The sequence below is a fragment of the Frankia sp. BMG5.60 genome (assembly GCF_059428125.1).
The window spans coordinates 7,116,284-7,141,344 of record NZ_CM182091.1 but is presented as its reverse complement, the minus strand read 5'-3'; the positions used below and the strand labels follow the sequence as shown (position 1 = coordinate 7,141,344).

Sequence of the window (25,061 nt, the reverse complement as noted above, 5' to 3'; positions counted from 1 at the left end):
GCGGGCCGGCGCGCTGTCCGCGGATCGCGACGCGGCCGCCTGAGCAGGGAATATGCCACGCTTCAAGACCGGACCTCGGCGAACCGTCCGGCGGAGCACGAGATGCTAGCCCGCATCTGGATTACCGCGGGTAGCTGCCCCCGGTCGGACTTTCGGCCCTATTACTGGCCGCTCACCCACAAATGTAGGATGTTCATGTCGATCAGTTATCGACATCCGGGCCGGGGCGATTACCGGCCTCAATCTTCTCCGCCGAGTGGCTGCCAGACGTCCGCGCGGCCACAGATCCCATAATTCCGCGTTTCCGACAATCGGAGGACGACGGCGTGACCGACAACGCCGCGGCAGCTCAGCCGCTGCACGTGCAGGGTCGAGATGCGGTGATCGCCGCATCGCAGGGCGTGACCTGGCGCGACGGGGAGCCCCCGGACTACCACCTGTCCCACCAGACCATGCCGACGGAACGCTCCGTGCACCACGAGCCCGGCTCACTCGCCGACATCGTGGAGCGGGTCGTCCAGGTCTTCGAGATGGAGCTGTCCCACAAGAAGAACCCGTCCGAGTGGGTCAGCATGGTCGCCGACAAGATCAAGGTCAGCGTCAACGGCGGGCCCCAGGTGGGCAGCGCCGAGCTGGCCGAGCGGGGCAGCTACAACGTCCTGATCGGGGAGAACCCGTACTACTCGGCCAATGAAGAGTCCTTCGAGTCGTCCCACGACGTGTTCCATGAGGCATTCCCCGGGGGCTTCTTCTGGGAGGTCCTGGAGGTCTACTCGCCGCCGCCCGTGATCACCTTCAAGTGGCGTCACTGGGGCACCTTCAGCGGCCCCTACAAGGGAGTCGAGCCGACCGGCGAGCGCATTGAGATGTATGGCGTGACGGTGGCCCACGTGACCGACGACCTGCGCCTCACCGATACACAGCACTTCTACGACAACACCGATTTCCTGGGCCAGCTCGCCCGCGGTCAGCTCGCGCCCAACCCACACGCCCACCAGTAGGAACCGCACCGCCGGGCCCCGGCCGGGCGGCGCGGTTCCGCGGAACACCGCGAGCGAGGCGCCAGAGCCCCGGAGGCGTGGTCAGGTTCCGCGAACACCGTGATCGCCGGTGTGGGGGCGGGGACTCGGGGTGCGGTTGCGCGCTGGCCGCGCTGATGTCCTGCTGAGGGCTGCCGCCCTGCTGAGAAGCGGCTTGATCGGCGGCGCCGCCACGTGCGGCGCCGCCGATCAGGGCCGTGAGCCGGTCCTGGGCCTCTCCCGGGTCGACCCGCCACCGCGGGCCGTGCCCGCCTCCGACATCAGGGCTTCGGCGGCGAGTCGGCGGTCGCGGCGCCGACTGCGGCGACCTCATCGTCGGTGAGCTCCACCCAGGCGGCGTCGACGTTGGCGTCGAGATGACGGATCTTCGACGCGCCGGGGATCGGCAGCAGCACCGGTGAGCGACGCAGCAGCCAGGCGAGTGCGACCTGCGCGGCCTGCGCGTCATGCGCGGCGGCGATGGTGTCGAGCACCGTGCCGAGGCGCTCGCCGACCAGCACCGGCGCCCACGGCAGGAACGCGAGTCCGTCGCGCTCGCAGACGGCCAGCACCGCCTCGGCCGCCCGGTCTCCGGCGTTGTATCGGTTCTGCACGCTGACCACCTCGCCGAGCGAGCGGGCGAGCGCGAGCTGGTCGGGCGTCACGTTCGACACGCCGATGTGGCGGACCTTCCCCTCCCGTTGGAGGTCGAGGAAGGCCCCGACGGTGTCCTCGTAGGGCACCTGCGGGTCGGGGACGTGCACCTGGTAGAGATCGATGGCCTCGACCCGCAGCCGGCGCAGGCTCTTGTCGCATTCGGCCCGGATGTGCTCGGGGCGGCCCAGCGGCGGCAGGCTCGTCGCCCCCGGGGCGACCTTTCCCGGCCGGAAGCCCGCCTTCGTGGTGATGAGCAGGTCGTCGGGATACGGGTGGAGCGCCTCGGCGATGATCTCCTCGGACTCGCCGTAGCCGTAGATGTTCGCGGTGTCGATGAGGTTGACGCCGCGCTCGTACACCCGGCGGGTGAGCGCGACGGCCTCCGCTCGGTCGCGGACCCCCTCGGCGTTGCGGGCGCCGGAGATCCGCATCGCACCGAAGCCGAGGCGGCGCACGGTCTGGCCAGCCAGGCGGAAGGTGCCGGTCGTGGTGTCGTCGAGGATGCGGTGGGCCATGTCTCGATCACAAGCCTCTCGCTGGCCGGATGGCGGCGGGTCCCTGCGCTGTTCGCCCGACAGCGGCACCAAACGGGGCGATGTGGGACCGTACGTCAGGTGGTCGTGCACACCCCGCCATTAGAGCACTAAGTTAACTACCAGAACGTGGATTCCGGCCCGCCGACCCGCCCGCCCGCCCTCCGGGGCGACCGCGGCCGAAGCAATACAGTTTACTGTTTATACTTTTAGTCGGTCCATTCGTCGCGAGCCCCACCCGCCGACGACCGGGCCGCCGCAGCAGTTGGCCTGGCCGGCCCCGGGCCACCGTCCTTCGAGAGGAACTCACGTGCAGATCGCGGATTCAGTCGCAGTGGTGACCGGCGGGGCGTCCGGCCTCGGCCTCGCCACCGCCACCCGGCTCGTCGACGCCGGCGCGAGCGTCGTCCTGCTCGATCTCCCGAGCTCCAACGGCGCCGCGGTCGCGGAGAAGTTCGGCAGCGCCGCGCGCTTCAGCCCCGGCGACGTCACCTCGCCCGAGGACGTCACCGCCGCGCTGGATGCGGCCGCCGAGCTCGGCCCGCTGCGGATCGCCGTCAACTGCGCGGGCATCGGCAACGCCGCCAAGACACTGGGCAAGGAGGGGCCGTTCCCGCTGGAGATCTTCGAGCGGGTCATCCGCGTGAACCTGATCGGCTCGTTCAACGTCATCCGGCTCGCGGCGGAGCGGATCAGCAAGGCCGAGGAGACCGAGGGCGAGCGCGGCGTCATCATCAACACCGCGTCGGTGGCGGCGTTCGAGGGTCAGATCGGCCAGGCGGCCTACTCCGCCTCCAAGGGCGGCATCGTCGGCATGACCCTGCCGATCGCCCGCGACCTGGCCAACCTGAAGATCCGCGTGGTCACCATCGCCCCCGGCCTGTTCGACACCCCGCTGCTCGCCTCCCTGCCGGAGCCGGCCCGCATCTCCCTCGGCCAGCAGGTGCCGCACCCCTCCCGGCTGGGCTCTCCCGACGAGTACGGCCTGCTCGCCACCCAGATCATCGCGAACCCGATGCTCAACGGCGAGACGATCCGCCTCGACGGCGCGATCCGGATGGCACCCAAGTAAATCGGCGCACCCCGCCAGATCGGCGCACCCCGCGGATCGGCGACCCCGCAGATCGGCGACCCCGGCGCGGCACGTCCATGACGGCGACCCGCGCCGGGAACCGCCGGCCGCACGACCGTCCCTCACCTGTCACCGGGTGCGGTACGCGCGGCGCATTGCGGTGCGTTGCGCGCGGTCTCCGGACTTCGGACCGGGCAGAGCGCACCGCAGTTCACCCCGGGCGGACGAGATGCCCCCGGACGGGGCGGCTAGGTTCCCTGTCCCGGGGCGGGGACAGGCTGGCCGGGGCTGCGTTGGGCGGGGACGGCAGGGCTCGCCGCCCACCTCGGCCGCCGCCGCTGCGCCGGGCGTTCGACCAGGTAGTAGGAGCCGGCGGCGAGCGCCGTGCTCAACACGATCGCGATCAGGACCTGCGGCAGGCTGCCCAACCGGTCACCGAGCCTGTCCCGGACGGTACCGGCGACCGGGAAGTGCCACAGGTAGAACGCATAGGAGATCCGGCCGAACCAGGCCATCGGCGCGCTGCCGAGCACGACCGCGAGCGGCGCGTCGCGGCGCCGGTCGACCGAGCAGATGACCAGCCCGGCGAGCAGCGCGACACCGGTGAAGCCGCCCAGGTCCATCGCGGTGATCCCGTCGCCGGGCTGGGGAGCGGTGACGGCGAGCACCACCAGGGCAGCCAGCGCCAGCGGGCCGCCCACCGCCAGCAGCGTCCCGGACGAGGCACGCAGGCGGGCGGCGAGCCCGGCCAGCCACACCGCGCCGGCGAACCGCCGCAGCCGGGTGCCCCGTGGACCCGCCGACGTGGGCAGCTTCGCGCCGGCCCAGCCCCAGGCGGCGAGGCCGGCGCCTACCAGCAGCGCATCGGCCCGGGTGTCCAGGCCGAAGTAGATCCGGGGGTCGCTCACCCCGGCGGCGATGAGGATCTCTCGCCAGGCGAACACGGCGACGGCCGCGGCCGCGAGGATCGCCGGCAGCCGCCTCCGGGCCGCCGGGCGCCGGCACAGCAGGACCAGCACCGCCGGCCAGATCAGGTAGAACTGCTCCTCCAGCGACAGCGACCAGGTGTGGCCGAACCACGCGCCGCCGGAGTCGGGCCGGAACACCCGGTAGTAGTTGTTGACGTAGAGCAGCGAGGTGACCGCGTTGTCGAGGAAGTCCCACTGGTCCGCGCGGGTCTTCACCGCGACGACGAGCACCGCCCCGACCGCGACGAAGACCCCGAACGCCGGCAGCAGCCGGAAGGCCCGCCGCACGTAGAACCGGCCCAGCGAGACGGCGCCAGCGCGATCCCGCTCGGCCAGCAGCAGGCCGGTGATGAGGAAACCGCTGAGCACGAGGAACACGTCGACGCCGAGGTAGCCGCCGGACAGGGCGTTCATGTGGAAGCAGAGCACCGCGAGGACCGCGAGCGCCCGCAGCCCGTCCAGCGCCGGGTTGTACCCCATGGCCCCCCGCGGGACGCGGCGCCAACCGAAACTCCCACCGGCTTCGCCAACCGCCGGATCGACGCCGACGGATTCGGCAGCGACCGGCTCGTCCGGCGCTGAATCGGCCGAAACCGGATCGGCCGAAACCGGATCGGCCGAAACCGGATCGGCCGAAACCGGATCGAGAGCGACCGGCTCGACAGCCACCGGCTCCGCGATCCGTGCCTCGGCAGCCGGCGACGCGCCGGGCGAGGCCCCGGATTCAGACGTCATTCTCCCACCCCCACGACAGAACGATCTGGTTCGCGCGGGGCCCGCGGACACGGGCCGCCACGCCTACACGTCCACATCCAGGCAGCTCACTCGGCCCTGTGCTACGCGACACATGCGGACTCTAGTGGGATGCCGCCATGGAACGTGGACGGCTCGGGCGGAACACGTCCGAAGGGTCCGGCCAGGCCAATGGCAGGGGCGTGACGTGCCGGATCTGCTGGGCCGCGTCAGCTACCTCGACGCGGACGTCCGCGACACCGACCGGATTCCCCGATCATGGCGGATTCCGCTAAACCGCATCGCGCTGCCGGACCTCAGCCTTCATGATCGTGATGTGCCACGGAACCGGGCTCCCGACGCGGCGCCTGGCGCTGCGGCGACGGGCCACCTGCGGCCGCTGCGGGAACTGGCGGCAGCGCGGACAGACCGAGCATGCGGGCGATGAGGTGATCGCGGACACGGGTGGGGAGACAGGCGAGTACGCCGACGAGCCGGGCGTCGAGTCCGGCCGGGTAGTGCGGCCGGGGCCGGCGGGCCAGGGTGGCCCGGACGATCACCCGGGCGGCGGTCTCGGCGGGGGCACTGCGCTGGCGGGCGAGGGTGGCGGCGACCGCGTCGAGCTGCCGGCGGTAGAGCGCCACCCGGTCGGGTTCGGCGTCGGCCAGGGCGGTGGCGGCCGACGCGGACGCCCTGGCGAAGATCCCGGTGTCCATCGCGCCCGGCTCGACGACCACCACCCGCACACCCCAGGGCGCAAGCTCGACCCGGGCCGCCGCCGACAGCGACACCAGCGCGGCCTTGCTCGCCGAGACGGCGCCGAGACCGAACCTCCCACCGAGACCGAACCTTCCGCCGAGACCGAGCGTCCCGCTGAGCAACCGGCCGCGCCGCCGGAGGGCCGCCCGGGCTCCGCATCGGCGTGACCGGCGGGCCCGGCCAGGCTCCTACGGCCGTGCTGTGCCGGACATCTCGCCCCGAGTGCGGGCATCAGGCGTCCAGGCAGGCAAAAGTGGGATGGAAGGTCGTGCCGCGGGGCGCGCGGCCCGACGACGGGAGGCACACGGTGGCAGACGGGAGAGACGCCGGCAGCGCCGAGAAGTCGGCCGCGGAGCACCGCGAGTTCGTCGACCTCATCGAGGCGCTGCGCGTGGCCCAGGACACGATCACCGGCGCCAGCCCGCCCGAGGACGTCGCCCGCAAGGCCCGAGAGGGGCTGGAGGAGGTGACCCGGCTGCTCGCCCCGTTCACCGTGAGCGAGTCCGAGCAGCTCGCCGGCTACCTGATCACCGAGCCCGGCCACGCCCAGGCGCTCGCGCCGGCTCTCCACGTCGACGAGAGCAGCACCGAGCACGTGCGGGGCCGGCTGGTGCTCGGGCGCTACTACCTGGGCGGCAACGGCGCCGCGCACGGCGGCAGCATCCCGCTGTTCTTCGACGACGTGCTGGGCCGGCTGGCGAACGCCGGCGGGCGGGGCACCTCCCGCACCGCCTACCTGCACGTCAACTATCGCAAGATCACGCCGATCGGCCCGGAGCTGCTCGTCGAGGCTCACGTCGACCGGGTGGAGGGTCGCAAGCGCTTCGTGGTCGGGACGATCCACGACCCCGAGGGTGACCTCACCGTCGACGCCGAGGGACTGTTCATCGCGTTGCGCCCCGGCCAGCCCTGATCGCCCCCGCCCGCCCGGAGCACACCGGCTGAGCTGGGCTTCTGCTTCAGCCTCGAGGCGAGGGGGTATGCGTGCCTGCATGAGGCACGATCCCGTCGGGCGCCCCCGTCGGCCGGCCCGCCCGAGCCGGGGCGGGCCCGCCGCCGGAGCGAGCGGTGCCGCGTTCTGATGCCGGGTGGGCGGGTGCCGCGGCGCTGGTTCACCCCGCTGCTGCCGCTGCTGCCGCTACTGCCGCTGCTCATGCTGGCCGTGGTCGTCGGGCTGCAGCTCGCCAACCGGGAGTGGACCGTCCTGGAGCTGGCGGTGCTCAGCCCGATGCTCGCGGCCACGTTCGCCGGTCCCCGCCTCACCACGCTGTACGGGTTGCTGGCGATCGTCGCGGGGATCGCGCTGGGCCTGCACGACGACCTGTTCGGGCAGGCCGGCGGCGGCCCGACCGCCCAGGCGGTGCGTCTCGGCGGGGTAGCGGTCGGCGGCGTGCTCGCCGTGCTGGTCAGCCGGTACAACACCCGGCGGGAGACGAAGCTGCAGAACGTCACCCGGGTGGCGGAGGTGGCACAGCAGTCGATCCTCGCCGCGGTGCCGCGCTCGTCCGGGGGCCTGCGCTTCGCGGTGCGCTACGAGAGCGCCGCGGCCGAGGCGCGGATCGGCGGGGACCTGTACGAGGTCGTCGACACCGCCTGGGGCACCCGCCTGCTCGTCGGCGACGTGCGCGGCAAGGGCCTCGACGCGGTACGTATCGCCAGCCGGGTGCTCGGCTGCTTCCGGTTCGTCGGCCGGGCCGCGGACGACCTGCCCGCGGTGCTGGCGGGCCTGAACGACGAGGTCGCCGAGGTCTGCGGACCCGACGATTTCGTCACCGCGGTGGTCGGGCAGGTCGACGGCCGCCAGCTGCGGCTGGCCAACGCGGGCCATCCCGATCCGGTGCTGGTGCGCGCCGGGCGGGCGAGCCTGCTCGGCGTCACGACCCGGCTGCCGCCGTTGGGCCTGCTCACCGACGCCGCGGGCGCCGGCGGGGACGCCACCGGGGACGCCGACAACACTCTCGAGGTCACGTTGCGGCCCGGGGATCGCCTGCTGCTCTACACCGACGGCATCACCGAGGCCCGCGACCCGACGACCGGCCGCTTCTTCCCGCTGCTGCCCGCGGCACAGGCGGCGCTGTCCCGCGGCACGCTGGAGGAGTCCGTCGCCGACCTGGTGGACCGGGTGCGGGCGTGGACCCGCTCGACCCTGAACGACGACGTGGCCCTGCTCGCCGCCGAGCTGCCCCACCCGGCGGGCCGACAACGCCGCGGCCCGCCGGGTGGCTGACCACCCGCCGGGTTACCGATCCCCGCCGGGTGGCCGGTGACGGCCGGATCAGGGGGAGCGGGCGACAGCGCCGTCGCGGAACCGGTTCATCCGTTCGAGCCGCTCGTCGATCTCGTCGCGGAAGGCCGCCAGTCGGCTGATCTTCTCGTCGATCTCCGCGCGGAGCTTGAGGTACGCGGTCTCGCCCTCGGACAGCAGCCGCAGCCGGTCGCCGTCGTCGGAGGCGGCGTGGAACTCCACCCGGACCTGGGCGAGCCGGTCCTCGTAGGCGAGGATGGTCCCGATCTCGTCCAGGTTGAAGCCGAGCAGGGTCTGCAGCTCCCGGATCCGGCGGACCCGGGCGAGGTCGGAGTCGGCGTAGAGCCGGTTGCCGCCGGAGGTACGCCCGGACGGGGTGAGCAGCCCCACCTCCTGGTAGTACCGCAGTGCCCGCACCGAGACCCCGAGCTCCTGCGCGGCCTGGCCGATGCCGCACAGCTCCCGCGCCGCCTTCTTCGTCCCGTCCTTGTCACGCACCCCACGATTGTTTCTCACGTTCGCGCCAGGGCCGGGTGGCGCCTCCTCGTCGTCGACGGTGTTGCCCATCGCCTGTCAGGACCTCTCTGGGCTGGGATGTGCCGAGTCAGGGGCCGCCCGTGACGTTGGGCCGGCCCTTGACCTTCGGCGGGCCTCGCCGTTCGGCGGGCCTTGACCTTCGGCGGGCCTTGACCTTCGGCGGGCCTTGACCTTCGGCGGGCCTCCTCGTTCGGCGGCCCTTATCGTTCGGCCGCCAGCGTGCCGCCGTCCGCGGGCAGGGGGCTTCCCGCGCCGTCCTCCATCGCCGCGATGTCGCCGGCACCGGCCAAGCCCTCGCCGGCGTCCTCGATCAGGGAGTGGCGCGCGTGCGGGGCGCCCTTGCCGCGCAGCCAGGACAGCACCGCGCCGAGCGCGCAGGCGATGGCGGCGAAGTAGAAGGCGAGGTGCAGGCCGTCGCCGAACGGACCGGAGATGAGGTTCGGGAAGAACGTGTGCCCGGTGAGGAAATGGGCCTTGCTCGGGTCGAGGGAGTTCAGCGTGTCCGGGCCGAGGAGCTGCTCGGTCGGGTTGATGCCGAGGAACGCGGAGAACAGGCTGCCGATCGGCGGCAGGTTCGCCAGCTCGTGGGCCTTCGCCGGGTTGACGCCCTGGGCGCTGAGGCCGGAGAACATCGCGTCCGGCAGGCTGGAGGCGAGGCCCAGCACGATGACGGTGAAGAACACGCCGATGGACAGCACGCTGGCCGAGTTCTGGAACGTGTTGAGCATCCCGGCGCCGGCGCCGCGCTGGTTCGGCGGCAACGTGTTCATCACGGCGGTGGTGTTCGGCGCGGCGAACAGGCCCATGGACAGGCCCATCAGCAGCAGGATGGCCGCGAACGCCACGTAGTTGAAGTCGATCGGGATCACGTTGAACAGCAGGAACGCGACGGCCGTGAGGACCAGTCCGATGGTGGCGAACGGGCGCGCGCCGTAACGGTCGGCGAGCCGGCCGGCCACCGGGCCGGAGAGCAGGAAGCCGACGGTGAGCGGGATCATGTAGATGCCGGCCCACAGCGGCGTCCGCTCGAAGCTGTAGCCGTGCAGCGGCAGCCAGATCCCCTGCAGCCAGATGATGATCATGAACTGCAGGCCGCCGCGAGCGAGCGCGGCGAGCAGCGCGGCCAGGCTACCCATCGTGAAAGCCCGGTTGCTGAACAGTTCCAGCTTGAACATCGGGTCCGGCGAGCGCAGCTCGATGAAAACAAACCCGATCAGCACGGCGAGCCCGCCGAACAGGCAGATCAGCACGAACGGCTTGGTCCAGCCCATCGTGTGGCCGCCGTAGGGCTGCAGGCCGTAGATGATGCCGGTCAGGATCGCGATGAGCCCGATGGCGAAGGTGATGTTACCGGCCCAGTCGATCTTCGCGTGAGTGCGCACGCCGTTGTCGCGCAGCTTCAGATACGCCCAGACCGTCCCGAAGATCCCGAACGGCACCGACACCAGGAACACCAGGTGCCATTCGACCGGGGCGAGCAGGCCGCCCACCAGCAGGCCGAGGAACGACCCGGCGATGGCCGCGACGCCGTTGATGCCCAGCGCCAGTCCACGCTCGTTCTCCGGGAACGCGTCGGCGATGATCGCGCTGGAGTTGGCGAACAGGAACGCGCCACCGATACCCTGCCCGACCCGCATGATGATGATCCACAATGCGGCGGTCGTGCCGTGCATCCAGGTGACGGCCAGCAGGATCGAGAACAGGGTGAAGACCGCGAAGCCGAGGTTGTACATCCGCACCCGGCCGAACATGTCGCCGACCCGGCCGAGGCTCACCACGAGCACCGACGTGACCAGCATGAAGCCCATCAGGGTCCACAGGAAGTACGAGGTGTTCCCCGGGGCGAGCGGGTCGACCTTGATGCCCCGGAAGATGTCCGGGAGCGCGATGATCAGGATCGAGCTGTTGATCGTCGCCATCAGGATGCCGATGGTCGTGTTCGACAGGGCGATCCACTTGTAGTTGTCCGAACCGGTCACGGTGGGGACGTCATCGGCCCCGGGCGGCGAGGTGCCGGCGGTGGTGTCGGAAGTCGTCACGGCTGGAAGGCTAGTGCCTCCATCTCACGTCAGCGGTAGATGTGATGCGGCTCATAGTGGCCGCGCGCACAAACGGGAACCATCCGCTCACCGCCACCTCCGTCCCACCCCGCCTGACGTGCGCACGCCACCCGTGGGCCATGAATTCCGCGGTACGCGGTTCAGACCCCGGCCAGTGCGGGCTGGGCGGGGGATGCTGGTTTCCAGCCCAGGGCGGGGGCGACCTCGGTGGCGATGAGTTCGAGCGCCCGGATCGCCGCGTCGTGGTCGACGACCGCCGGGTTGAACTGGGCGATCAGATCCGTGGCAACCGGCAGTACCCGCTCCTGCCGCAACTGCGCGACGATCTCCTCCGGGTGGCCGTAGAAGGAGTGGAACCGGCGTAGCGCCTCGTCGGTGTCGATCCCCTTCGGGAAGGCGCCGTGTCCCTTCGGGAAGGCGCCGTGCTCGGAGAATCGTTGCGCGGCCGCGAGCACGTGCGGGCCGATCTGGGCCAGTGCGGTCCGCCGGTCGGCCGCGGGAAAGATGAACCGGGACAGCCCGATGCGTGGTGGGCGGGGCCGGTTCCACGCGGCGAGGTACGCGTCGGCCCAGGGCCGCTGCACGGTGTCGGTGGGCTCGTCGTAGCCGTAGGCGGCGCGGTTGAGCAGCAGGTTCGAACCCGAGGCCGCGGCGTACTCGGCACCCGGTCCGCTGAACACCCCCTGCCAGATCCGGTCGGTGAAGTCCCGAGCCGGTGGCTGGATGGTGAAGCCCGGCGCGCCGACCTCCTCGTTCGCGAGCGCCTTGCGCAGCACCGCCAACCCCTCGCTGGTCAGCTCGCGCCGGCGACCCACGTCCCGGCCGAAGGCCGCGTACTCCAGCTCGCTGCCACCGCTGCCCACACCGATCTCGACCCGGCTGCCGCTGAGCGTGTCGACGACCGACACGTCCTCGGCCAACCGGACCGGGTCCTCCAGCGGCAGGATCGTGATCGCGGTGGCGAGCCGGATCCGCCGGGTGCGCGCCGCGGCGAAGGCCAGGAACGTCCAGGGTGAGGGCAGCCCGCCGCCGCCCAGGGACACGTGGTGCTGGGCCACCCAGCCGACGTCGAAGCCGAGTTCGTCGGCGACGACGAACAGCTCCTGCGCGTGGTCGTAGGTGGACGCCAGGTCGCCCGGGCCCTGGACGTGGGTGAGGAAGCCGAGCCGGAAGCGCGGCGAAGCGGGGCCGTCGGTAGCAGGGCCGCCGAGGGCGAGGACGTCGGTCATGTTTCCACGCCTCTCAGGAACGGACGGACGCGCTCGTACCGGCCAGGTCGACGCCGGTCGCCACGGCGACCTTCGCCGCCGCAAGACCCTGGTCCACCGCAGGACCCTGGTCCACCGCAGGACCCTGGTCCGCCGCGAGGTTCCCGTCCGCCGGGGGGACCTGGCCGGGGATGGTGCCGATCACCTGGCCGGCGCCGAGGACGAGGTCGAGGACGGCGCCGGCGCCGGCGGCGGGAAGCGCGGCGCCGCGCCAGGCGACGTGCTGGTCGGGGCGGACCAGCACGTTGTCGGCGCCGTAGAGCGCACGCACCGCCGGGTCGGTGAGGTGGACGACCGTGAACGGCAGCGCTCCAGCGCGTGGTCGGCGATCCGCCAGTTGTGCCGGCGGCGCTCCTGGTCGTAGGAGTCCAGCAGCTCCTCGGGGGCCTGACCGGCGAGCACGGCGGCGAGCTTCCAGCCGAGGTTGGCCACGTCGCCGAAGCCCTCGCCGAGGTTGCCGCCGGGGGTGCGCACGTGGGCGGCGTCGCCGGCCAGCAGCACCCGCCCGCGGCGGAACGTCCGCGCGATGCGGGTGGCGTCGTAGAAGGTCGTCGACGAGACCAGTTCCAGGTCGAGCTCGAACCCGAAGGCGGCCTGGGCGGCGTCGAGCAGTTCCGCCTCGGTGGGGGTGTGGTCGAGGGGGTAGGGCCCGGCGTACACGCGCCACTCGCGGGTGCTCACCGCGGCGAGGAAGCCGGCGGCCCGCTGGTTGAACACGATGTTGGTGCCGCTGGGCGCCGGGCCGACCCGGTCGGAGATGTCCTGGGTGCGGACGATGAGCCGCAGCCGCTTCTCGGTGGCGTGGGCGCCGTCGCGTTCGATGCCGGCGAGCCGGCGGACGGTGCTGCTGCCGCCGTCCGCGCCGAGCAGGTAGCGGGCCCGGACGGTGCGAGGCACGCCGGAGGCGTCGGACTCCGGGAGCACGTCGGCCACGGGGAGCACGTCGGCCACGGGGAGCACGTCGGCCACGGGGAGCAGGTCGGCCACGGGGAGCACGTCGGCCTCGATCCGGTCGACGCTCTCCCGCAGCGCCACCAGCCGCCAGCCGCCGGCCACCCCGACGCCACGCCGGTCGAGGTGGTCGAGGAAGACCCGCTGGAGCGCACTCTGCGGACGGCGCAGCGCCTCCTCGGCGGAGTGGCCGCCGCCGGACGAGCCCGCGAAGGACGGGCGGCGGGGGGCGAGAAGCTCGTGACCGACCAGCGAGGTGACCAGCCGGATGCCCTGGTTCCACTCCGGCGGGAACGTCCATTCGTCGCGGATGCGCTGCAGCAGGCCCCAACGGCGGAAGTGCTCCACCGTGCGCGGGCTGTGGCCCATCGCGCCGGCCCGGACCAGCGTCGCGGCGCGGGCGCGGTCGACGACGGCGACCCGCACCCCCCGGGCGGTGAGCTCCACCGCCGCCGACAGGCCCACGGGGCCGGCGCCGACGATCAGCACGTCGACCTCGGTCGGCGGCGTGGCGGTGGGAAAGTGCACGGTGTGGACGTCGCGCCCACCCGTGGCCGAATAGGCCTGGTCCGCATCACCCAGGCTCACGGAGGCCTGGTTCGCCGAATACTCAGTCATGGTGGTCCTTCCTCAGGCCTGTGCGGCCGCGGTCTCGCGCTCGCGCGAGTAGCGGTTGACCGGGATCGGCAGGCCGAGGTTGTCCCGCAGCGTGTCGCCCGTGTACTCGGTGCGGAACAGGCCGCGCTTCTGCAGCGACGGGACGACGTCGGCGACGAATCGCTCCAGGTCGTCGTGGGTGCGGAAGCGGAGGTTCAGCCCGTCGGCCGCGCCGGTGGTGAACCACTGCTCGATCGCGTCGACGACGGTGTCCGGCGCGCCGGTGAACGGCGACGGCGCGTACTCGGTCACCGTCTCGACGACCTGCCGCAGGGTGAGCCCCTCCTCCCGGGCGTGCCGGACGATCTCCAGGCCGCGGGTGCGCCCGCCCTTCTCGGCCAGGTGCGCGAGGTCGGGGAACGGCGCGTCGAGGTCGTGCCCGCTGAAGTCGTAGGCACCGAAGCTGCGGCCGAGGAAGCCGAGCTTGCGGTCGAAGTCGTTGTCGGCCTCGAAGATGTCGCGCGAGAGCCGGTGCGCGTCGGCGTCGGTGGCGGCGACGACGGGGCTGGCGCCGACGAGGATGACGACGTGGTCGGGATCGCGCCCGAGCGCCGCGGCCCGCCGCTTGATGTCGGCGTAGTAGTCCTGCGATTCCGCCAGCGACCCCCCGGGGGCGTAGATGCCCTCCGCGACGTGGGCGGCCAGGGTGCGGCCCTCCTCGGAGACGCCGGCCTGGAAGATCACCGGCTGGCCCTGCGGCGACCGGTCGAGGTTGAGCGGCCCGGCGACCTTGAAGTGCTCGCCGACGTGGTCGAGGGCGTGCAGCTTCGTCGGGTCGAGGAAGAGGTTGCGTTCGACGTCGGCGGGGAAGGCGTCGGGCTCGTAGGAGTCCCACAGCCCGCGCACGACCTCGACCGCCTCGAGCGCCCGGCCGTAGCGGGTGCCGTAGTCGAGGTGCTCGTCCAGCCCGTAGTTGCGCGAGGTGCCGGTGTCGAAGCTGGTCACGACGTTCCAGCCGGCGCGCCCGCCGCTGATGTGATCCAGCGAGGCGAACCGGCGGGCGAGGTTGAACGGCGAGTTGTACGTCGAACTCGCCGTGCCGATCAGGCCGATGTGGCGGGTGTGGGTCGCGACCGCCGACAGCAGCGTCAGCGGTTCGAGCCGGCTGAGGTAGTGCGCCGGGTAGCCGGCGTTGATGAACTGGCTGTCGACGATGAAGTACGCGTCGAACAGCGCCTGCTCGGCGGTCTGCGCCTGGCGGATGTAGTAGTTGATGTCGACGCTGGCGTTGTTCGGGACGCGCGGGTCCTTCCACAGGCCGTGCTGGCCGGGGCCGCCGACGCCGTAGGCGCTCAGGGCGAGGTGGAGCGTGCGGGCCATGTCCGGTTCCCTTCCGACGGATGACGTCCGGCCTGGTCAGGGGTCAGGCCGGACCGGGGTCAGGCGTGCAGCAGAGCGCGCAGCGCGTCGCGCTCGGCCCGGCTGGCAGCGGCGGAGCGCAGCGTCGGCGCCGAACCGACGAGCAGCCGGGCGTAGGGGTGCCGGGGGGCGCTGATGACCGCGCGGGCGTCCCCCACCTCGACGAACTCGCCCTGGTAGAGCACCGCGACGCGGTCGGCGACGCCGGCGACGGACCCGAGGTCGTGCGAGATGAAGATCAGTGCGACGCCGGCGTCGCGTAGCTCCTTGAGGATCTCCAGGATTCCGACCCGGTTGGCGGAGTCCAGGGCGCTCACCGGCTCGTCCAGGATGATCAGCGCGGGCTCGGTGACCAGGGCGCGGGCCACCGCGACGCGCTGGCGCTGGCCGCCGGAGAGCTCCCCGGGCAGGCGACCGAACAGCTCGCTGTCCAGGCGGACGCGCGCGAGGTAGGCGCGCCCGCGCTCGATCGCCTCCTTGCGGCCCATGCCCTGGACGAGCAACGGCTCGATGAGGGACTCCTCGATGGGCAGGTCGGGATCGAGGCTGCGCAGCGGATCCTGGAACACGTACTGGACGACGCCGCGGCGACGCAGCGCGCGCCACTGCCGGGGGGAGTACCGGGACACGTCCTCGCCGTCGATGAGGATCCGCCCGCCGGAGGCCCGCACCAGGCCGAGCACCGCACGGGCGAAGGTCGACTTGCCCGAGCCGGTCTCGCCGATCACGCCCACGGTCTCGCCGCGGCTCACCGACAGGGAGACGCCGTGCAACACCCGGCGCCGACGCCGCCGCAGCCCGTAGTGGACCTCGAGATCGGCGACTTCCAGGACCGGCCGGCCGTCAGTGGACACCGTCCAGCTCCTTCCGCTGCTCGCCGACGACGGGGCCGGCGACGGGGCCGACGACGGCATCCGGTTCGGCATCGGGATTGGCGTCGGGGCCGCCCAGGTAGCGGTCCAGGCCGTACTGCTCGTGTTCGGCGATCAGCAGGCGGGTGTACTCGTGGCGCGGGTGGTAGAGCACGTCCGCGGTCGCCCCGTGCTCGACGACCTCACCCGCGCGCATCACCAGCACCTCGTCGCAGACCTGCGCGACGACGGCGAGGTCGTGGGACACGACGACGAGGGCGAGGCCGCGGCGCTCCCGCAGGTCGGCGAGCAGGTCGAGGATCTCGGCCTGCACGGTCACGTCCAGGGCGGTGGTCGCCTCGTCGGCGATGAGCACCTGCGGGTCGGCGGCGATCGCGGTGGCGATGAGGACGCGCTGGAGCATCCCGCCGGACAGCTCGAAGGTGTACTGGTCGTAGACGAGCTCGGGGTCGCGCAGGTGCACGGCGGTCAGCAGCTCGAGCGCGCGGCGGCGAGCGGCCCGCCGCCGCAGCCCGGACTTGACCTGGATGACCTCCGCGATCTGCACGCCCACCTTGAGGGACGGGTTGAGGTAGGAGGCGGGGTCCTGGAACACCGCGCTGATCGTCGACCCGCGCAGGTCCGTCCACTGCGGGGTCGTCAGCCCGGCGATGTCGCGGCCGGCGATCTCGACCGAGCCGGCAGACACGGCGAAGTGCGCCGGCAGGATGCCGAGGATCGCGCGGCAGGTCAGCGTCTTGCCGCTGCCCGACTCCCCCACGATGCCGACGGCCCGGCCGGGCCGCAGCTCGAACGAGACGCCGTGCACGATCTCGCGGTCGTTGACCTCGTCGCGGATCCGCACGTCGCGGACCGCCAGCGTGGGACTGGTTCTCGTCATCGGGCGGCGCCTCCGGCGGGGATCGGTTCGGCTGGGTCGAGGCGGCGGGCGCGCGCCCGGCGGCGGTTCAGCAGCGCGCGCCCCGCCTCCCCGGACACGTCACGGATCGCGTCGGCCAGCAGGTTGCTGCCCCACACCGTGGCCATGATCAGCAGGGCGGGGACGGCCGGGGCCCACGGCTGGTAGGACAGGTAGCCGAGGTCGGAGGCGAGCAGGCCACCCCAGGTCGGCGCGGGCGGCTGCACCCCGATGCCGAGGAAGCTCAGGCTGGAGACGACGACGAAGCCGATGCCGATGGTCTGGGCCAGCGCCACCGCGACGGGCGGCAGCACCTTCCCCCACACGTGCCGGCGCGCGATCCAGCCGATCGACGCGCCGGAGATCAGCGCCGCCTCGACGTACTGCGAGCGGGCGACCGCCAGCGTCGCCGCCCGCGCGACCCGGTAGAACAGCGGGGAGACGAGCACGCCGACGGTGAACATCGCCTGCGGGATCCCGTTGCCGAGCAGCGCGGTGACGGCCACGGCGTAGATGAGGAACGGCAGGGCGATGAGCGTGTCGGCGATCCGCAGCGTGAACCACTCGAACACGCGGCCGAAGTACACCGACAGGATGCCCGGGACGACGCCGACGGCCAGCGCTATCAGTGCGACCTCGACCGAGCCGAGCACGCTGGTGCGCGACCCGGCGAGCAGCCGGCTGAAGACGTCCCGGCCGAGGTAGTCCGTCCCGAGCCAGTGCTCCCAGGAGGGGCCGGCCAGGGTCAGTGCACTCGTCCCCAGCGGGTTGTGCGGAGCCAGGGTCGGGCCGAGGATCGCCAGCAGGGCAATCAGGGACAGGATGCCGACGGCGAGCCGGCCGGTCGGCAGCGCCAGGACGCGACGGACCATGTCACACCCCCCGCTGCGAGGCCGGGGTGATCCGGCCCAGGACGATGTTGACGATCAGGTTGAACGTGACGACCAGCACGATCGAGACGACGAGCACGCCCTGGACCGCCGGCACGTCCCCGGCCTGCGCGGAGTCGTTCGCGAACCGGCCGAAGCCCTGCAGTCCGAAGATCCACTCGGTGACCACCGAGCCGCCGATGAGCGTGGGGAACCGCCAGCCGAGCACGCTCAGGGCCGGTCCCAGGCCGTTGCGCAGCACGTGCCGGAAGAAGATCCGCCGCGGGCTGAGCCCGCGCACGATCGCGCCGGTCACGAAGTTCTCCTGATAGGACGCGATGAGACCGGAGCGAAGCTGGCGGGCGACGTCGGCCATCGGATCGAGGCTGAGCGCCAGCGCCGGCAGCAGGATGTGGGTGAACCACGGCCACGTCCCCATGCTCGCCGGCACGTAGCCCGCGGCCGGCAGCCAGCCGAGCCCGACGGCGAAGACGGTCACCAGGACGATGCCGACCACGAAGGGCGGCATCACCGAGAAGACCGTCAGGAAGCCCGTGATCGTCCGGTCGATCCAGGTGGTGCGGCGCACCGCCGCCAGGGTGCCGAGCCCGAAGCCGAAGATCACGCCGATGATCAGCGCCAGCGTCACCACCGACAGGCTGATGGCCAGGCCGTTGCTGATCAGCTCGGCGATGTTCGCGCCGTTGGTCCAGCTCGCGCCGAGCTGGCCGTGCAGGATGTTGGTGAACCAGGTCCAGTACTGGGCGAGGAACGGGCGGTCCAGGCCCCACTGCTGCTCGATGCGGGCGACCGCGTCCGGAGTGGCGCTCTCCCCGAGCTGGATGTGGGCGGGGCTGAGCCCGCTGAGCGCCCGTAGTGCGAAGGTCAGGAAGGTCGCCACCAGGAAGACCGGGACGAAGATCGCGACCGAACGGGCGAGGGTGACCAGGACGCGGCCGGCGGCCCGCCGCGCCCTGGCAGCGGCGAGCGCTGCGCCCGGGTCGGCAACGACCGCGTGGTCAGCCGTGCTCACCGCCATGGGTTGCCTCCTCTCTCTTCAGGCCGGATGGGCGTGGATGGGCGTGGATGGACGTTGGATGGACGTTGGGTGGACGTCGCGGGTGGGCGCAGGTGCGGTCGGGTCGGCCGACCCGGTTGGGTGTCAGGTCGGCCGACCAGGCCCGGTCAGTCGCCGATCGTCACGCCGGTCCAGTCGATGTGGGCGGGGTTGGCGGGCAGCGCGGAGATCGCCTTGTTCTTGGCGAACAGGTTCGGGCTGGAGTAGGTGAAGACGAGCGCCTTGCTCTGCAGGCCCGCGCGGGTGGCCGCCTGGAGGACCTGCGGGTAGTCCGGCGCGTCCAGCGGCGTCTGGCGGACCTTGGCGATCGCGTCCTCGAAACCGTCCGGCTCGTAGGGCGAGCTGAGGTTCAGCGGACCGTTCGGCCCGAAGTGCGCCGTGAGCGTCTGGACGGCCGAGTCACGCCCGGTCGTGCCGTACAGCGAGAGCGTCAGATCCTTGGCGAAGAAGGGCGTCGCCCAGTTCTTGTCGATCTTGATGGTGACGGTGATACCGACCGCCGCGAGCTGCGACTGCACGATCTCCGCCGCCGGGTCATCCGCCATGATGACCAGGTCCAGCTTGATCTGGCCCGGCTTGATGCCGGCCTGTTCGAGAAGCTGCTTCGCCTTGGCCGGGTCGTAGGGGTAGAGGTTCGCCGACTTCGGGTCGTAGGCGACGTAACCCGACGGGAAAGGCTGGTTGGTCGTCTTCCCGTACCCGAACGTGAGCTTGTCGACGAACTCCTGCCGGTTGACGGCGTAACGAACGGCGTCGACGACCTTGGGGTTGTCGAATGGCGCCTTGTTGATGTTCAGGCTGATGTTCGAGGCGTTGAATCCCGGCTGCACGAAGACGTCGAGCCCGGCCGCCTTGGCGGCCTTCGCCTGGCTCGGGGCGAGGTCGGCGAAGTTGTAGACGCCCGTCTGCAGGCCGGAGACGACCGTGGCCTTGTCGGGCGCCGAAACCAGCTCCACGTTGTCGATGTGGATGTTCTTGGCGTCCCAGTAGTTCGGGTTCTTCTTCAGCACGACCTTCGTGCCCGGAATCAACTGCGTGACGACGAACGGTCCGGCGCCGACCGGATGCTGGTCGAGCTTCGCCGGGTCCGCCGCGGCCTTGGGACTCGCGATCTGCAGCACGCGCTCACCGAGCAGCAGGGGGATCTGGTGGTCGACCTGGGTGAGGTGGACGACCACGTCCAGGTCGCCGCCGGTCGTGACCGACTTGATCGAGGTGAGGTCGCCGAACAGCGCCGAGTTCTTCTGCGACTTGGCCCGGTCGATGGCGCTCTTGACCGCCGCGGCGTTGACCGGGGTGCCGTCGCTGAAGGTCAGGTTCGGGCGCAGGTGGAACGTGATCTCGTCCCCGGTGCCGTTGTAGGCCCAGCTCTCGGCAAGATCCGGGACCGCGTTGCCCTTCGCGTCCGTCTTCGTCAGCGCGGCATACGGCAGGGCGAGGATGCGGAACTGGGCGCCGCTGCCCCCGACCACCGGATCCCAGTGCGTCGGGAAGAAGGAGGATGCCCACTTCAGGGTGGCAGTCTTGCCGCCTCCGCCTCCGCCGCCGGCGGCGGCACCGGCGCCGGAACCGGAACCGCAGGCACTGAGAACGAGGGCCGCGAGGGCCAGCAGGGCCCCGAGGACGGCGCCGCGTCTCGTGCGGCGGGCGGATGGCAGGTGTCGCTCGGAGGTCATCTTCTTCTTTCCCTGTTCGGACTTCGACGAATGTGCGGTGGTTCAGGAATTACGTGCGGTGGCTCGGGAGGAAAGTGCGGTGGTTCAGGAGACGAGCGCCGAGGCCGCGCTGTCGGCGGCCACCGCCTCACCGGCGGCCACTGGCTCACGGGCGGCCGCTTCCTCACCAGCGGCCACCGCCTCGCCGACGGACCGCTCCTGGCGGCGGGCCGCCGTGTACCTGTTCTCCGGAACCGGCAGGCCGAGGTTGCCGCGCAGGGTGGTCGACTCGTACTCGCTGCGCACGACGCCCCGCTCGCGCAGGATCGGCAGCACCTGGTCGGTGAAGCGCGCGAACTCGCTCGGCGCGTTCACGGTGATGTTGACGCCGTCGAAGCCGCCGGCTTCGAACCAACGCTGAATCTCGTTCGCGACGGTCAGGGGCGAGCCCACGAACGGCGAGCGGCGGACCCGCAACTGGTGCTCGACCACCTGGCGCAGCGTCAGGCCGTTGTCCCGCGCCAGCTTCGTGATCCCCTCCGCGTGGGTGCGGAAGCTGCGCTCGGCGATCTCCCCCACCTCGGGGAACGGCGCGTCCAGGTCGTACTGCGAGAAGTCGTGCCAACCGAAGGGCCGGCCGAGCTCGGCCAGGGCCCGGTCAAAGCTTCCCTCGCCGAGGATCGCGTTCTCCTTGGCCCGGGCCTGCTCGTCGGTGTCGGCGATGATCGGGGAAATCCCCGGAACGATGAGCAGGTTCTCCGGGTCGCGGCCCTTGGCGGCCGCCCGAGCCCGCAGCTCGGTGCGGAATGCCTGCGCCTGCTCGAGCGTCTGCGAGTGCGTGAAGATGGCGTCGGCGATGCTCGCGCCGAGATCACGACCCTCCTCCGAGTCGCCCGCCTGGAAGATGACCGGCTGACCCTGGGGAGTGCGCTCCAGGTTCAGCGGTCCGACCACGGAGAAGAATTCGCCGGAGTGATTGAGCGCATGCTGACGGCTACGATCGAAGAACACACCACGCTCTTTGTCGCGGGGGAAGGCGTCCGCCTCGTAGGAATCCCACAAACCCTGCGCGACCCGCACGTGTTCGATCGCTCGTCCGTACCGAGTCGGATAGTCGTAGTGCTCGTCGCGGCTGTAGTTACCCGCCGTTCCGGAATCGCCACTCGTGACGACGTTCCAGCCGGCCCGACCGCCGCTGATGTGATCGAGTGAGGCGAGGCGGCGGGCGACGTTGAAGGGCTCGTTGTAGGACGTCGTGATCGTTCCCACCAGGCCGATGTGGCGGGTGTGGACGGCGATCGCGGACAGCAGCGTCAACGGCTCGAGGCGGCTGAGGTAGTGGTTCGGCGAGTCCGCGGTGATGAACTGGCTGTCGACGATGAAGACGTGATCGAACCTCGCGGCCTCCGCCTCCTGGGCGCGGGCGATGTACCAGCGGACATCCACGCTGGCATCGCCCGGGATCTCGGGGTCCAGCCACGTGTTGTGCTGCCCCGGACCGCCGACGCCGAAGAGGACGGCGCCCAGTTTGAGCGTGCGAACAGGCATGGTGGAACCTTCCCGGTCTGGGGGCGAAGCGCGCACGACGACGGCGTCGTCCGTCGGGCCGAATCCGGTTCCGGACACGGCACAATGACGCGCTGGGCGGGAGAGCGCGCTGGGCTGAGGAGCTCGGTGAACTACGGGGGCGCGGTTGCGAACGGCGGCGCGCCGAACTATGGGGCGCGCTGAAGTACGCGAGAAAGGGCGGAGATAGCTACAAGGAAGGAGATAGCTACATCGCGTCGCCGGAACGGGCGACGGCTTTGGCTGCGGCGGCGCAGCGACCGATCAGGTCAGCGACAGAGCGCTGCCTGGCCACGGGCGAGATCCAGCCAACGACAACACGTGAGCATCACGGCCGTCGACTGGGTCATGGGGATGAGCATGCTGGTCCGGCGCCCGGATGTCCAACGACGCTTCGTTATGGCGATCAATCGCGTTCGGTTATGAATGTCCAGTACCCTGACCGACATGCGACGGATACTGGACATCGCCCCGCTGCGCAGCTTCGTCGCTGTCGCGGAGTGTGGCGGTTTCCAGCGGGCCGCGACGTCGCTGCACCTCAGCCAGGCGGCGGTGAGCCAGCACGTGCGCCGGCTCGAGTCCGCCACCGGGCGCCCGCTCGTCGAACGCCAGGGACGCGGCTCCCGGCTGACCCTCGACGGCGAGCACCTGCTCCGCCAGGCCCGCCGGATCCTCGCCATCCACGACGAGACGCTGCACGGCTTCGGCATGGAGACCGAGGAGACGGTCGTGATCGGCTCGACGGAGCATGCCGCGGCGCAACTGCTGCCCTTCCTCGCCGCGGCGTTGGAGCAGTCGCTGCCCCGCTACCGCATCCGCTTCCGCATCGACCGCGGCACCAACCTGCGCGAGGGGCTCGAGGCGGGGCGGATCGATCTGGCGTTGCTGCTCGGCCCGGCCACCGACCCGCGCGCCACGCCGGTCGGCGACCTGGAGCTGACCTGGTACTCCTCCCCCCTGTGGCGGCGGCCGGCGGCGACGCAGCCGATGCCCGTGGTCGCCTTCGACCATCCCTGCGCGCTGCGCACCTGCGCGTTGGAGGCCCTGTCGTCGCAGGCGATCCCCGCGGTGATCGGCGCCGAGGCGATCCAGCTCGCCGGCGTCCAGGCGGCCGTGGGGGCCGGCCTGGGCGTCGCCCTGATGGCCACCCTGGGGCAGACGCCCGAGGGGCTCGTCGCCCGCGACGACCTGCCGAAGCCCGCCTCCCTGCCGCTCGCCGTCTGGTCCCGGCACGGCCTGGCCGCGATCATCTCGGAGCGGGTCGCGGCGGCGTTGGGGGGGCTGCTCGCCGAGCCGGCGGCGGCCGAGTCGGCCGTCGAAAGCCGCCAGCTCGCCAGGAGAGGCTGAGGCTCACCAGGAGGGGCTCAAGGCTCACCAGGAGGGGCTCAGGCTCACCAGGAGGGGCTGAGGCTCGCCGTTCCAGGCCGAGACCCGGCAGCCGCCGCCCGCCCGCTCAGACGTGCGGGAGCACCTCGGCGGCGATCAGGTCGAGGTGGTCGAGGTCCGCCAGGTCGAGGACCTGCAGGTAGATCCGGCTCGCCCCGGCGCCGTCGGGGCCGAAGGTCGCGAGCTTGGCCAGGATCTCCTCGGGGGTGCCGACGAAGCCGTTGGTGCGCAGCTCGTCGACCTCGCGGCCGATGCGCTCGGCCCGCCGGGCGAGGTCCGCGTCCGACTTCGCGCAGACGACGACGTTCGAGGTGGAGTAGACGAGGTCCCCCGGATCGCGCCCGGCCGCCGCGGCCACCTCCCGGACCCGGGCGAACCGCCGCCCGACCACCTCGGCGGAGGCGAAGGCGGCGTTGAACTCGGCCGCGTAGGTGGCGGCAAGCTGCGGGGTGCGCCGCGGCCCGGCTCCCCCGATGATGATCGGCGGCCGGGGCTGCTGCACCGGCTTCGGCAGCGCCGGGCTGTCGGCGAGCCGGTAGTACCGGCCGTCGTGGGAGAACGTCTCGCCGGGCGGGGTTCCCCACAGCCCGGTGATGATCGCAAGCTGCTCGGTCAGCCGGTCGAACCGCTCCTCGACCGACGGGAACGGGATGCCGTAGGCGGTGTGTTCCGCCTCGAACCACCCGGCGCCGAGGCCCAGCTCCACGCGGCCACCGCTCATCGCGTCCACCTGCGCGACGGCGATGGCCAGCGGCCCGGGCAGCCGGAAGGTCGCGGAGGTGACGAGGGTGCCCAGCCGGATCCGCGAGGTCTCGCGGGCCAGGGCCGCCAGCGTCACCCAGGAGTCCGAGGGCCCAGGCGACGAATCACCCGGCCCCATCCGCAGGTAGTGGTCGGAACGGAAGAATCCGTCGAAGCCGGCGTCCTCGGCCGCCCTCGCCACGGCGAGCTGCCGCTCGTAGGAGGCGCCCTGCTGAGGCTCGATGAAGATGCGCAGATCCATCCGTCCACCCTGGCAAACAGGCGCCGGATCTGCGCGGCGGCCCCCCGGCCGGGAGGTGGGGTCGGACCCGGGCGGGCGGCCCACCGGTCGGTAGGATGATCGTCTAGGTCATCCGGGAGGCGGTGGGGCCGGACGGGGGCATGGCCCGCGGCCGGACGTGGCGAGGACGAGGACGAGGAGGTGGCACGGTGGCGGTCCCGGACGACCAGGACGACGAGCGAGAAATGATCATGGACGCCGCCTACCGGTGCCTGCTCGCGAGCGAGGGCGTCTCCGTGTCGATCACCGACATCCTGCACGCGGCCGGCCTGTCGACGCGCGCCTTCTACCGCCACTTCGCGTCCAAGGACAGCCTGCTGCTGGCGCTGTTCCGCCGCGACTGCGAACGCGTCACCGCCGAGCTGACCGCGTCGATCGCCGCGGCCACGACCGCCCGCGAGGCGTTGCGCCGCTGGATCGACGGCGTGCTGCACCTGATGTCGGCGGAACCCCGCCGGCGCCGCGCGCTGATCCTCAGCTCCGAGGAGACCCGCCGGGCCCGTGGTTTCGCCGCGGAACGGGAACGGTTCCAGACCGACCAGGAGACGGCCCTTGCCGCGATCCTGCGCCGGGGCGTCGAGGACGGCTCCTTCCCCTGGGCGGATGCGCGGGCCGACGCCGAGCAGATCCAGGCGGTGCTCGGCCGGGCCCTGGACCGCCAGCTCCTGTGCCCGCCGGCCGAGCGCCCCGCCGAGACGGCGGACCGGGTCGCCGACTTCGTCTTCCGCGCCCTCGGCGCGTCCGCCGGCCGGCCCGCCACCGGCGTGGGCTGAGCCCGCCACCACCCGCGGCTGCGTGCGACGGCCCCCGTCCCGGGCGCGGCACCCGTTGACAGCCGGGCCGGCGGGAACAATTTTCTGAAAAAGACGTTTTCATTT

General features: G+C 71.8%; 21 protein-coding genes. 6 read left to right on the top strand and 15 right to left on the bottom strand.

Annotated elements, in window-relative coordinates; genetic code table 11:
- Positions 1 to 326: 326 nt before the first annotated feature.
- Positions 327 to 1,001, top strand: a complete 675-nt coding sequence (locus tag AC5R91_RS29265; RefSeq protein WP_495394517.1) for a SnoaL-like polyketide cyclase — start codon at positions 327 to 329, stop codon at positions 999 to 1,001.
- Between the two features lie 299 nt (positions 1,002 to 1,300).
- On the opposite strand, the gene AC5R91_RS29260 is transcribed toward AC5R91_RS29265, so the two are convergent.
- Complete coding sequence (locus AC5R91_RS29260) at positions 1,301 to 2,191, bottom strand: aldo/keto reductase (protein ID WP_495394516.1); 891 nt, start codon at positions 2,189 to 2,191, stop codon at positions 1,301 to 1,303.
- Positions 2,192 to 2,519: 328 nt separating this feature from the next.
- Between AC5R91_RS29260 and AC5R91_RS29255 the strand changes: the two genes are divergently transcribed.
- Positions 2,520 to 3,281 carry a 3-hydroxyacyl-CoA dehydrogenase gene (locus AC5R91_RS29255; protein ID WP_495394515.1) on the top strand — a complete coding sequence of 254 codons (762 nt, stop codon included), beginning with the start codon at positions 2,520 to 2,522 and terminating at the stop codon, positions 3,279 to 3,281.
- A gap of 248 nt (positions 3,282 to 3,529) precedes the next feature.
- Here AC5R91_RS29255 and AC5R91_RS29250 read toward each other — a convergent pair whose 3' ends face one another.
- Both AC5R91_RS29250 and AC5R91_RS29245 read right to left on the bottom strand, forming a co-directional pair.
- The gene (locus tag AC5R91_RS29250) at positions 3,530 to 4,729 is read right to left on the bottom strand and encodes an acyltransferase family protein (RefSeq protein WP_495394514.1); all 1,200 of its coding nucleotides are present in this window, start codon (positions 4,727 to 4,729) and stop codon (positions 3,530 to 3,532) included.
- Positions 4,730 to 5,298: 569 nt separating this feature from the next.
- A complete protein-coding gene (locus tag AC5R91_RS29245; RefSeq protein ID WP_495394513.1) occupies positions 5,299 to 5,862 on the bottom strand; it encodes an SDR family NAD(P)-dependent oxidoreductase in 564 nt (187 codons plus the stop codon).
- 185 nt (positions 5,863 to 6,047) lie between these two features.
- Between AC5R91_RS29245 and AC5R91_RS29240 the strand changes: the two genes are divergently transcribed.
- Entirely contained in the window at positions 6,048 to 6,653 is a 606-nt protein-coding gene (locus AC5R91_RS29240; protein ID WP_495394512.1) for a PaaI family thioesterase, read from the top strand.
- A 168-nt stretch (positions 6,654 to 6,821) separates the two neighbouring features.
- Entirely contained in the window at positions 6,822 to 7,967 is a 1,146-nt protein-coding gene (locus tag AC5R91_RS29235) for a PP2C family protein-serine/threonine phosphatase (protein ID WP_495394511.1), read from the top strand.
- Between the two features lie 48 nt (positions 7,968 to 8,015).
- Here AC5R91_RS29235 and AC5R91_RS29230 read toward each other — a convergent pair whose 3' ends face one another.
- The 11 genes from AC5R91_RS29230 to AC5R91_RS29180 form a co-directional block, all read right to left on the bottom strand.
- Complete coding sequence (locus AC5R91_RS29230; RefSeq protein ID WP_495394510.1) at positions 8,016 to 8,552, bottom strand: MerR family transcriptional regulator; 537 nt, start codon at positions 8,550 to 8,552, stop codon at positions 8,016 to 8,018.
- Between the two features lie 170 nt (positions 8,553 to 8,722).
- A complete protein-coding gene (locus AC5R91_RS29225) occupies positions 8,723 to 10,561 on the bottom strand; it encodes an MFS transporter (protein ID WP_495394509.1) in 1,839 nt (612 codons plus the stop codon).
- Positions 10,562 to 10,722: 161 nt separating this feature from the next.
- Positions 10,723 to 11,811 carry an LLM class flavin-dependent oxidoreductase gene (locus AC5R91_RS29220; protein ID WP_495394508.1) on the bottom strand — a complete coding sequence of 363 codons (1,089 nt, stop codon included), beginning with the start codon at positions 11,809 to 11,811 and terminating at the stop codon, positions 10,723 to 10,725.
- A gap of 180 nt (positions 11,812 to 11,991) precedes the next feature.
- On the bottom strand, positions 11,992 to 13,419 hold the full coding sequence (locus AC5R91_RS29215) for an FAD-dependent oxidoreductase (RefSeq protein WP_495394507.1): 1,428 nt from the start codon (positions 13,417 to 13,419) through the stop codon (positions 11,992 to 11,994).
- Between the two features lie 12 nt (positions 13,420 to 13,431).
- Complete coding sequence (locus AC5R91_RS29210; RefSeq protein ID WP_495394506.1) at positions 13,432 to 14,778, bottom strand: NtaA/DmoA family FMN-dependent monooxygenase; 1,347 nt, start codon at positions 14,776 to 14,778, stop codon at positions 13,432 to 13,434.
- Between the two features lie 59 nt (positions 14,779 to 14,837).
- A complete protein-coding gene (locus AC5R91_RS29205; RefSeq protein WP_495394505.1) occupies positions 14,838 to 15,671 on the bottom strand; it encodes an ABC transporter ATP-binding protein in 834 nt (277 codons plus the stop codon).
- Positions 15,661 to 16,569, bottom strand: coding sequence for an ABC transporter ATP-binding protein (locus tag AC5R91_RS29200; protein WP_495394504.1), 909 nt, complete (start codon positions 16,567 to 16,569; stop codon positions 15,661 to 15,663). The genes AC5R91_RS29205 and AC5R91_RS29200 overlap by 11 nt, the downstream gene beginning before the upstream one ends.
- Positions 16,566 to 17,459 (bottom strand): ABC transporter permease, encoded by an 894-nt coding sequence (locus AC5R91_RS29195; protein WP_495394503.1) that lies wholly within the window; start codon positions 17,457 to 17,459, stop codon positions 16,566 to 16,568. Before AC5R91_RS29195 ends, AC5R91_RS29200 begins: the two co-directional genes overlap by 4 nt.
- A gap of 1 nt (position 17,460) precedes the next feature.
- The gene (locus tag AC5R91_RS29190) at positions 17,461 to 18,495 is read right to left on the bottom strand and encodes an ABC transporter permease (protein ID WP_495394502.1); all 1,035 of its coding nucleotides are present in this window, start codon (positions 18,493 to 18,495) and stop codon (positions 17,461 to 17,463) included.
- A 146-nt stretch (positions 18,496 to 18,641) separates the two neighbouring features.
- On the bottom strand, positions 18,642 to 20,210 hold the full coding sequence (locus AC5R91_RS29185) for an ABC transporter substrate-binding protein (RefSeq protein ID WP_495394501.1): 1,569 nt from the start codon (positions 20,208 to 20,210) through the stop codon (positions 18,642 to 18,644).
- Positions 20,211 to 20,294: 84 nt separating this feature from the next.
- Positions 20,295 to 21,737, bottom strand: coding sequence for an NtaA/DmoA family FMN-dependent monooxygenase (locus AC5R91_RS29180; protein ID WP_495394500.1), 1,443 nt, complete (start codon positions 21,735 to 21,737; stop codon positions 20,295 to 20,297).
- Between the two features lie 444 nt (positions 21,738 to 22,181).
- Between AC5R91_RS29180 and AC5R91_RS29175 the strand changes: the two genes are divergently transcribed.
- The gene (locus AC5R91_RS29175) at positions 22,182 to 23,102 is read left to right on the top strand and encodes a LysR family transcriptional regulator (RefSeq protein WP_495394499.1); all 921 of its coding nucleotides are present in this window, start codon (positions 22,182 to 22,184) and stop codon (positions 23,100 to 23,102) included.
- A 106-nt stretch (positions 23,103 to 23,208) separates the two neighbouring features.
- Here AC5R91_RS29175 and AC5R91_RS29170 read toward each other — a convergent pair whose 3' ends face one another.
- On the bottom strand, positions 23,209 to 24,144 hold the full coding sequence (locus tag AC5R91_RS29170) for an LLM class F420-dependent oxidoreductase (protein ID WP_495394498.1): 936 nt from the start codon (positions 24,142 to 24,144) through the stop codon (positions 23,209 to 23,211).
- A gap of 188 nt (positions 24,145 to 24,332) precedes the next feature.
- Here AC5R91_RS29170 and AC5R91_RS29165 point away from each other — a divergent pair, with 188 nt between their 5' ends.
- Positions 24,333 to 24,956, top strand: a complete 624-nt coding sequence (locus AC5R91_RS29165) for a TetR/AcrR family transcriptional regulator (protein ID WP_495394497.1) — start codon at positions 24,333 to 24,335, stop codon at positions 24,954 to 24,956.
- Positions 24,957 to 25,061: the final 105 nt, after the last annotated feature.

Excerpts from the sequence above, each read along its gene's own strand:
- AC5R91_RS29260 (WP_495394516.1), bottom strand. The coding sequence starts at position 2,191 with ATGGCCCACCGCATCCTCGACGACACCACGACCGGCACCTTCCGCCTG.
- AC5R91_RS29250 (WP_495394514.1), bottom strand. The coding sequence starts at position 4,729 with ATGGGGTACAACCCGGCGCTGGACGGGCTGCGGGCGCTCGCGGTCCTC.
- AC5R91_RS29235 (WP_495394511.1), top strand. The coding sequence starts at position 6,822 with ATGCCGGGTGGGCGGGTGCCGCGGCGCTGGTTCACCCCGCTGCTGCCG.
- AC5R91_RS29230 (WP_495394510.1), bottom strand. The coding sequence starts at position 8,552 with ATGGGCAACACCGTCGACGACGAGGAGGCGCCACCCGGCCCTGGCGCG.
- AC5R91_RS29220 (WP_495394508.1), bottom strand. The coding sequence starts at position 11,811 with ATGACCGACGTCCTCGCCCTCGGCGGCCCTGCTACCGACGGCCCCGCT.
- AC5R91_RS29215 (WP_495394507.1), bottom strand. The coding sequence starts at position 13,419 with ATGACTGAGTATTCGGCGAACCAGGCCTCCGTGAGCCTGGGTGATGCG.
- AC5R91_RS29210 (WP_495394506.1), bottom strand. The coding sequence starts at position 14,778 with ATGGCCCGCACGCTCCACCTCGCCCTGAGCGCCTACGGCGTCGGCGGC.
- AC5R91_RS29200 (WP_495394504.1), bottom strand. The coding sequence starts at position 16,569 with ATGACGAGAACCAGTCCCACGCTGGCGGTCCGCGACGTGCGGATCCGC.
- AC5R91_RS29195 (WP_495394503.1), bottom strand. The coding sequence starts at position 17,459 with ATGGTCCGTCGCGTCCTGGCGCTGCCGACCGGCCGGCTCGCCGTCGGC.
- AC5R91_RS29190 (WP_495394502.1), bottom strand. The coding sequence starts at position 18,495 with ATGGCGGTGAGCACGGCTGACCACGCGGTCGTTGCCGACCCGGGCGCA.
- AC5R91_RS29185 (WP_495394501.1), bottom strand. The coding sequence starts at position 20,210 with ATGACCTCCGAGCGACACCTGCCATCCGCCCGCCGCACGAGACGCGGC.
- AC5R91_RS29180 (WP_495394500.1), bottom strand. The coding sequence starts at position 21,737 with ATGCCTGTTCGCACGCTCAAACTGGGCGCCGTCCTCTTCGGCGTCGGC.
- AC5R91_RS29175 (WP_495394499.1), top strand. The coding sequence starts at position 22,182 with ATGTCCAGTACCCTGACCGACATGCGACGGATACTGGACATCGCCCCG.
- AC5R91_RS29170 (WP_495394498.1), bottom strand. The coding sequence starts at position 24,144 with ATGGATCTGCGCATCTTCATCGAGCCTCAGCAGGGCGCCTCCTACGAG.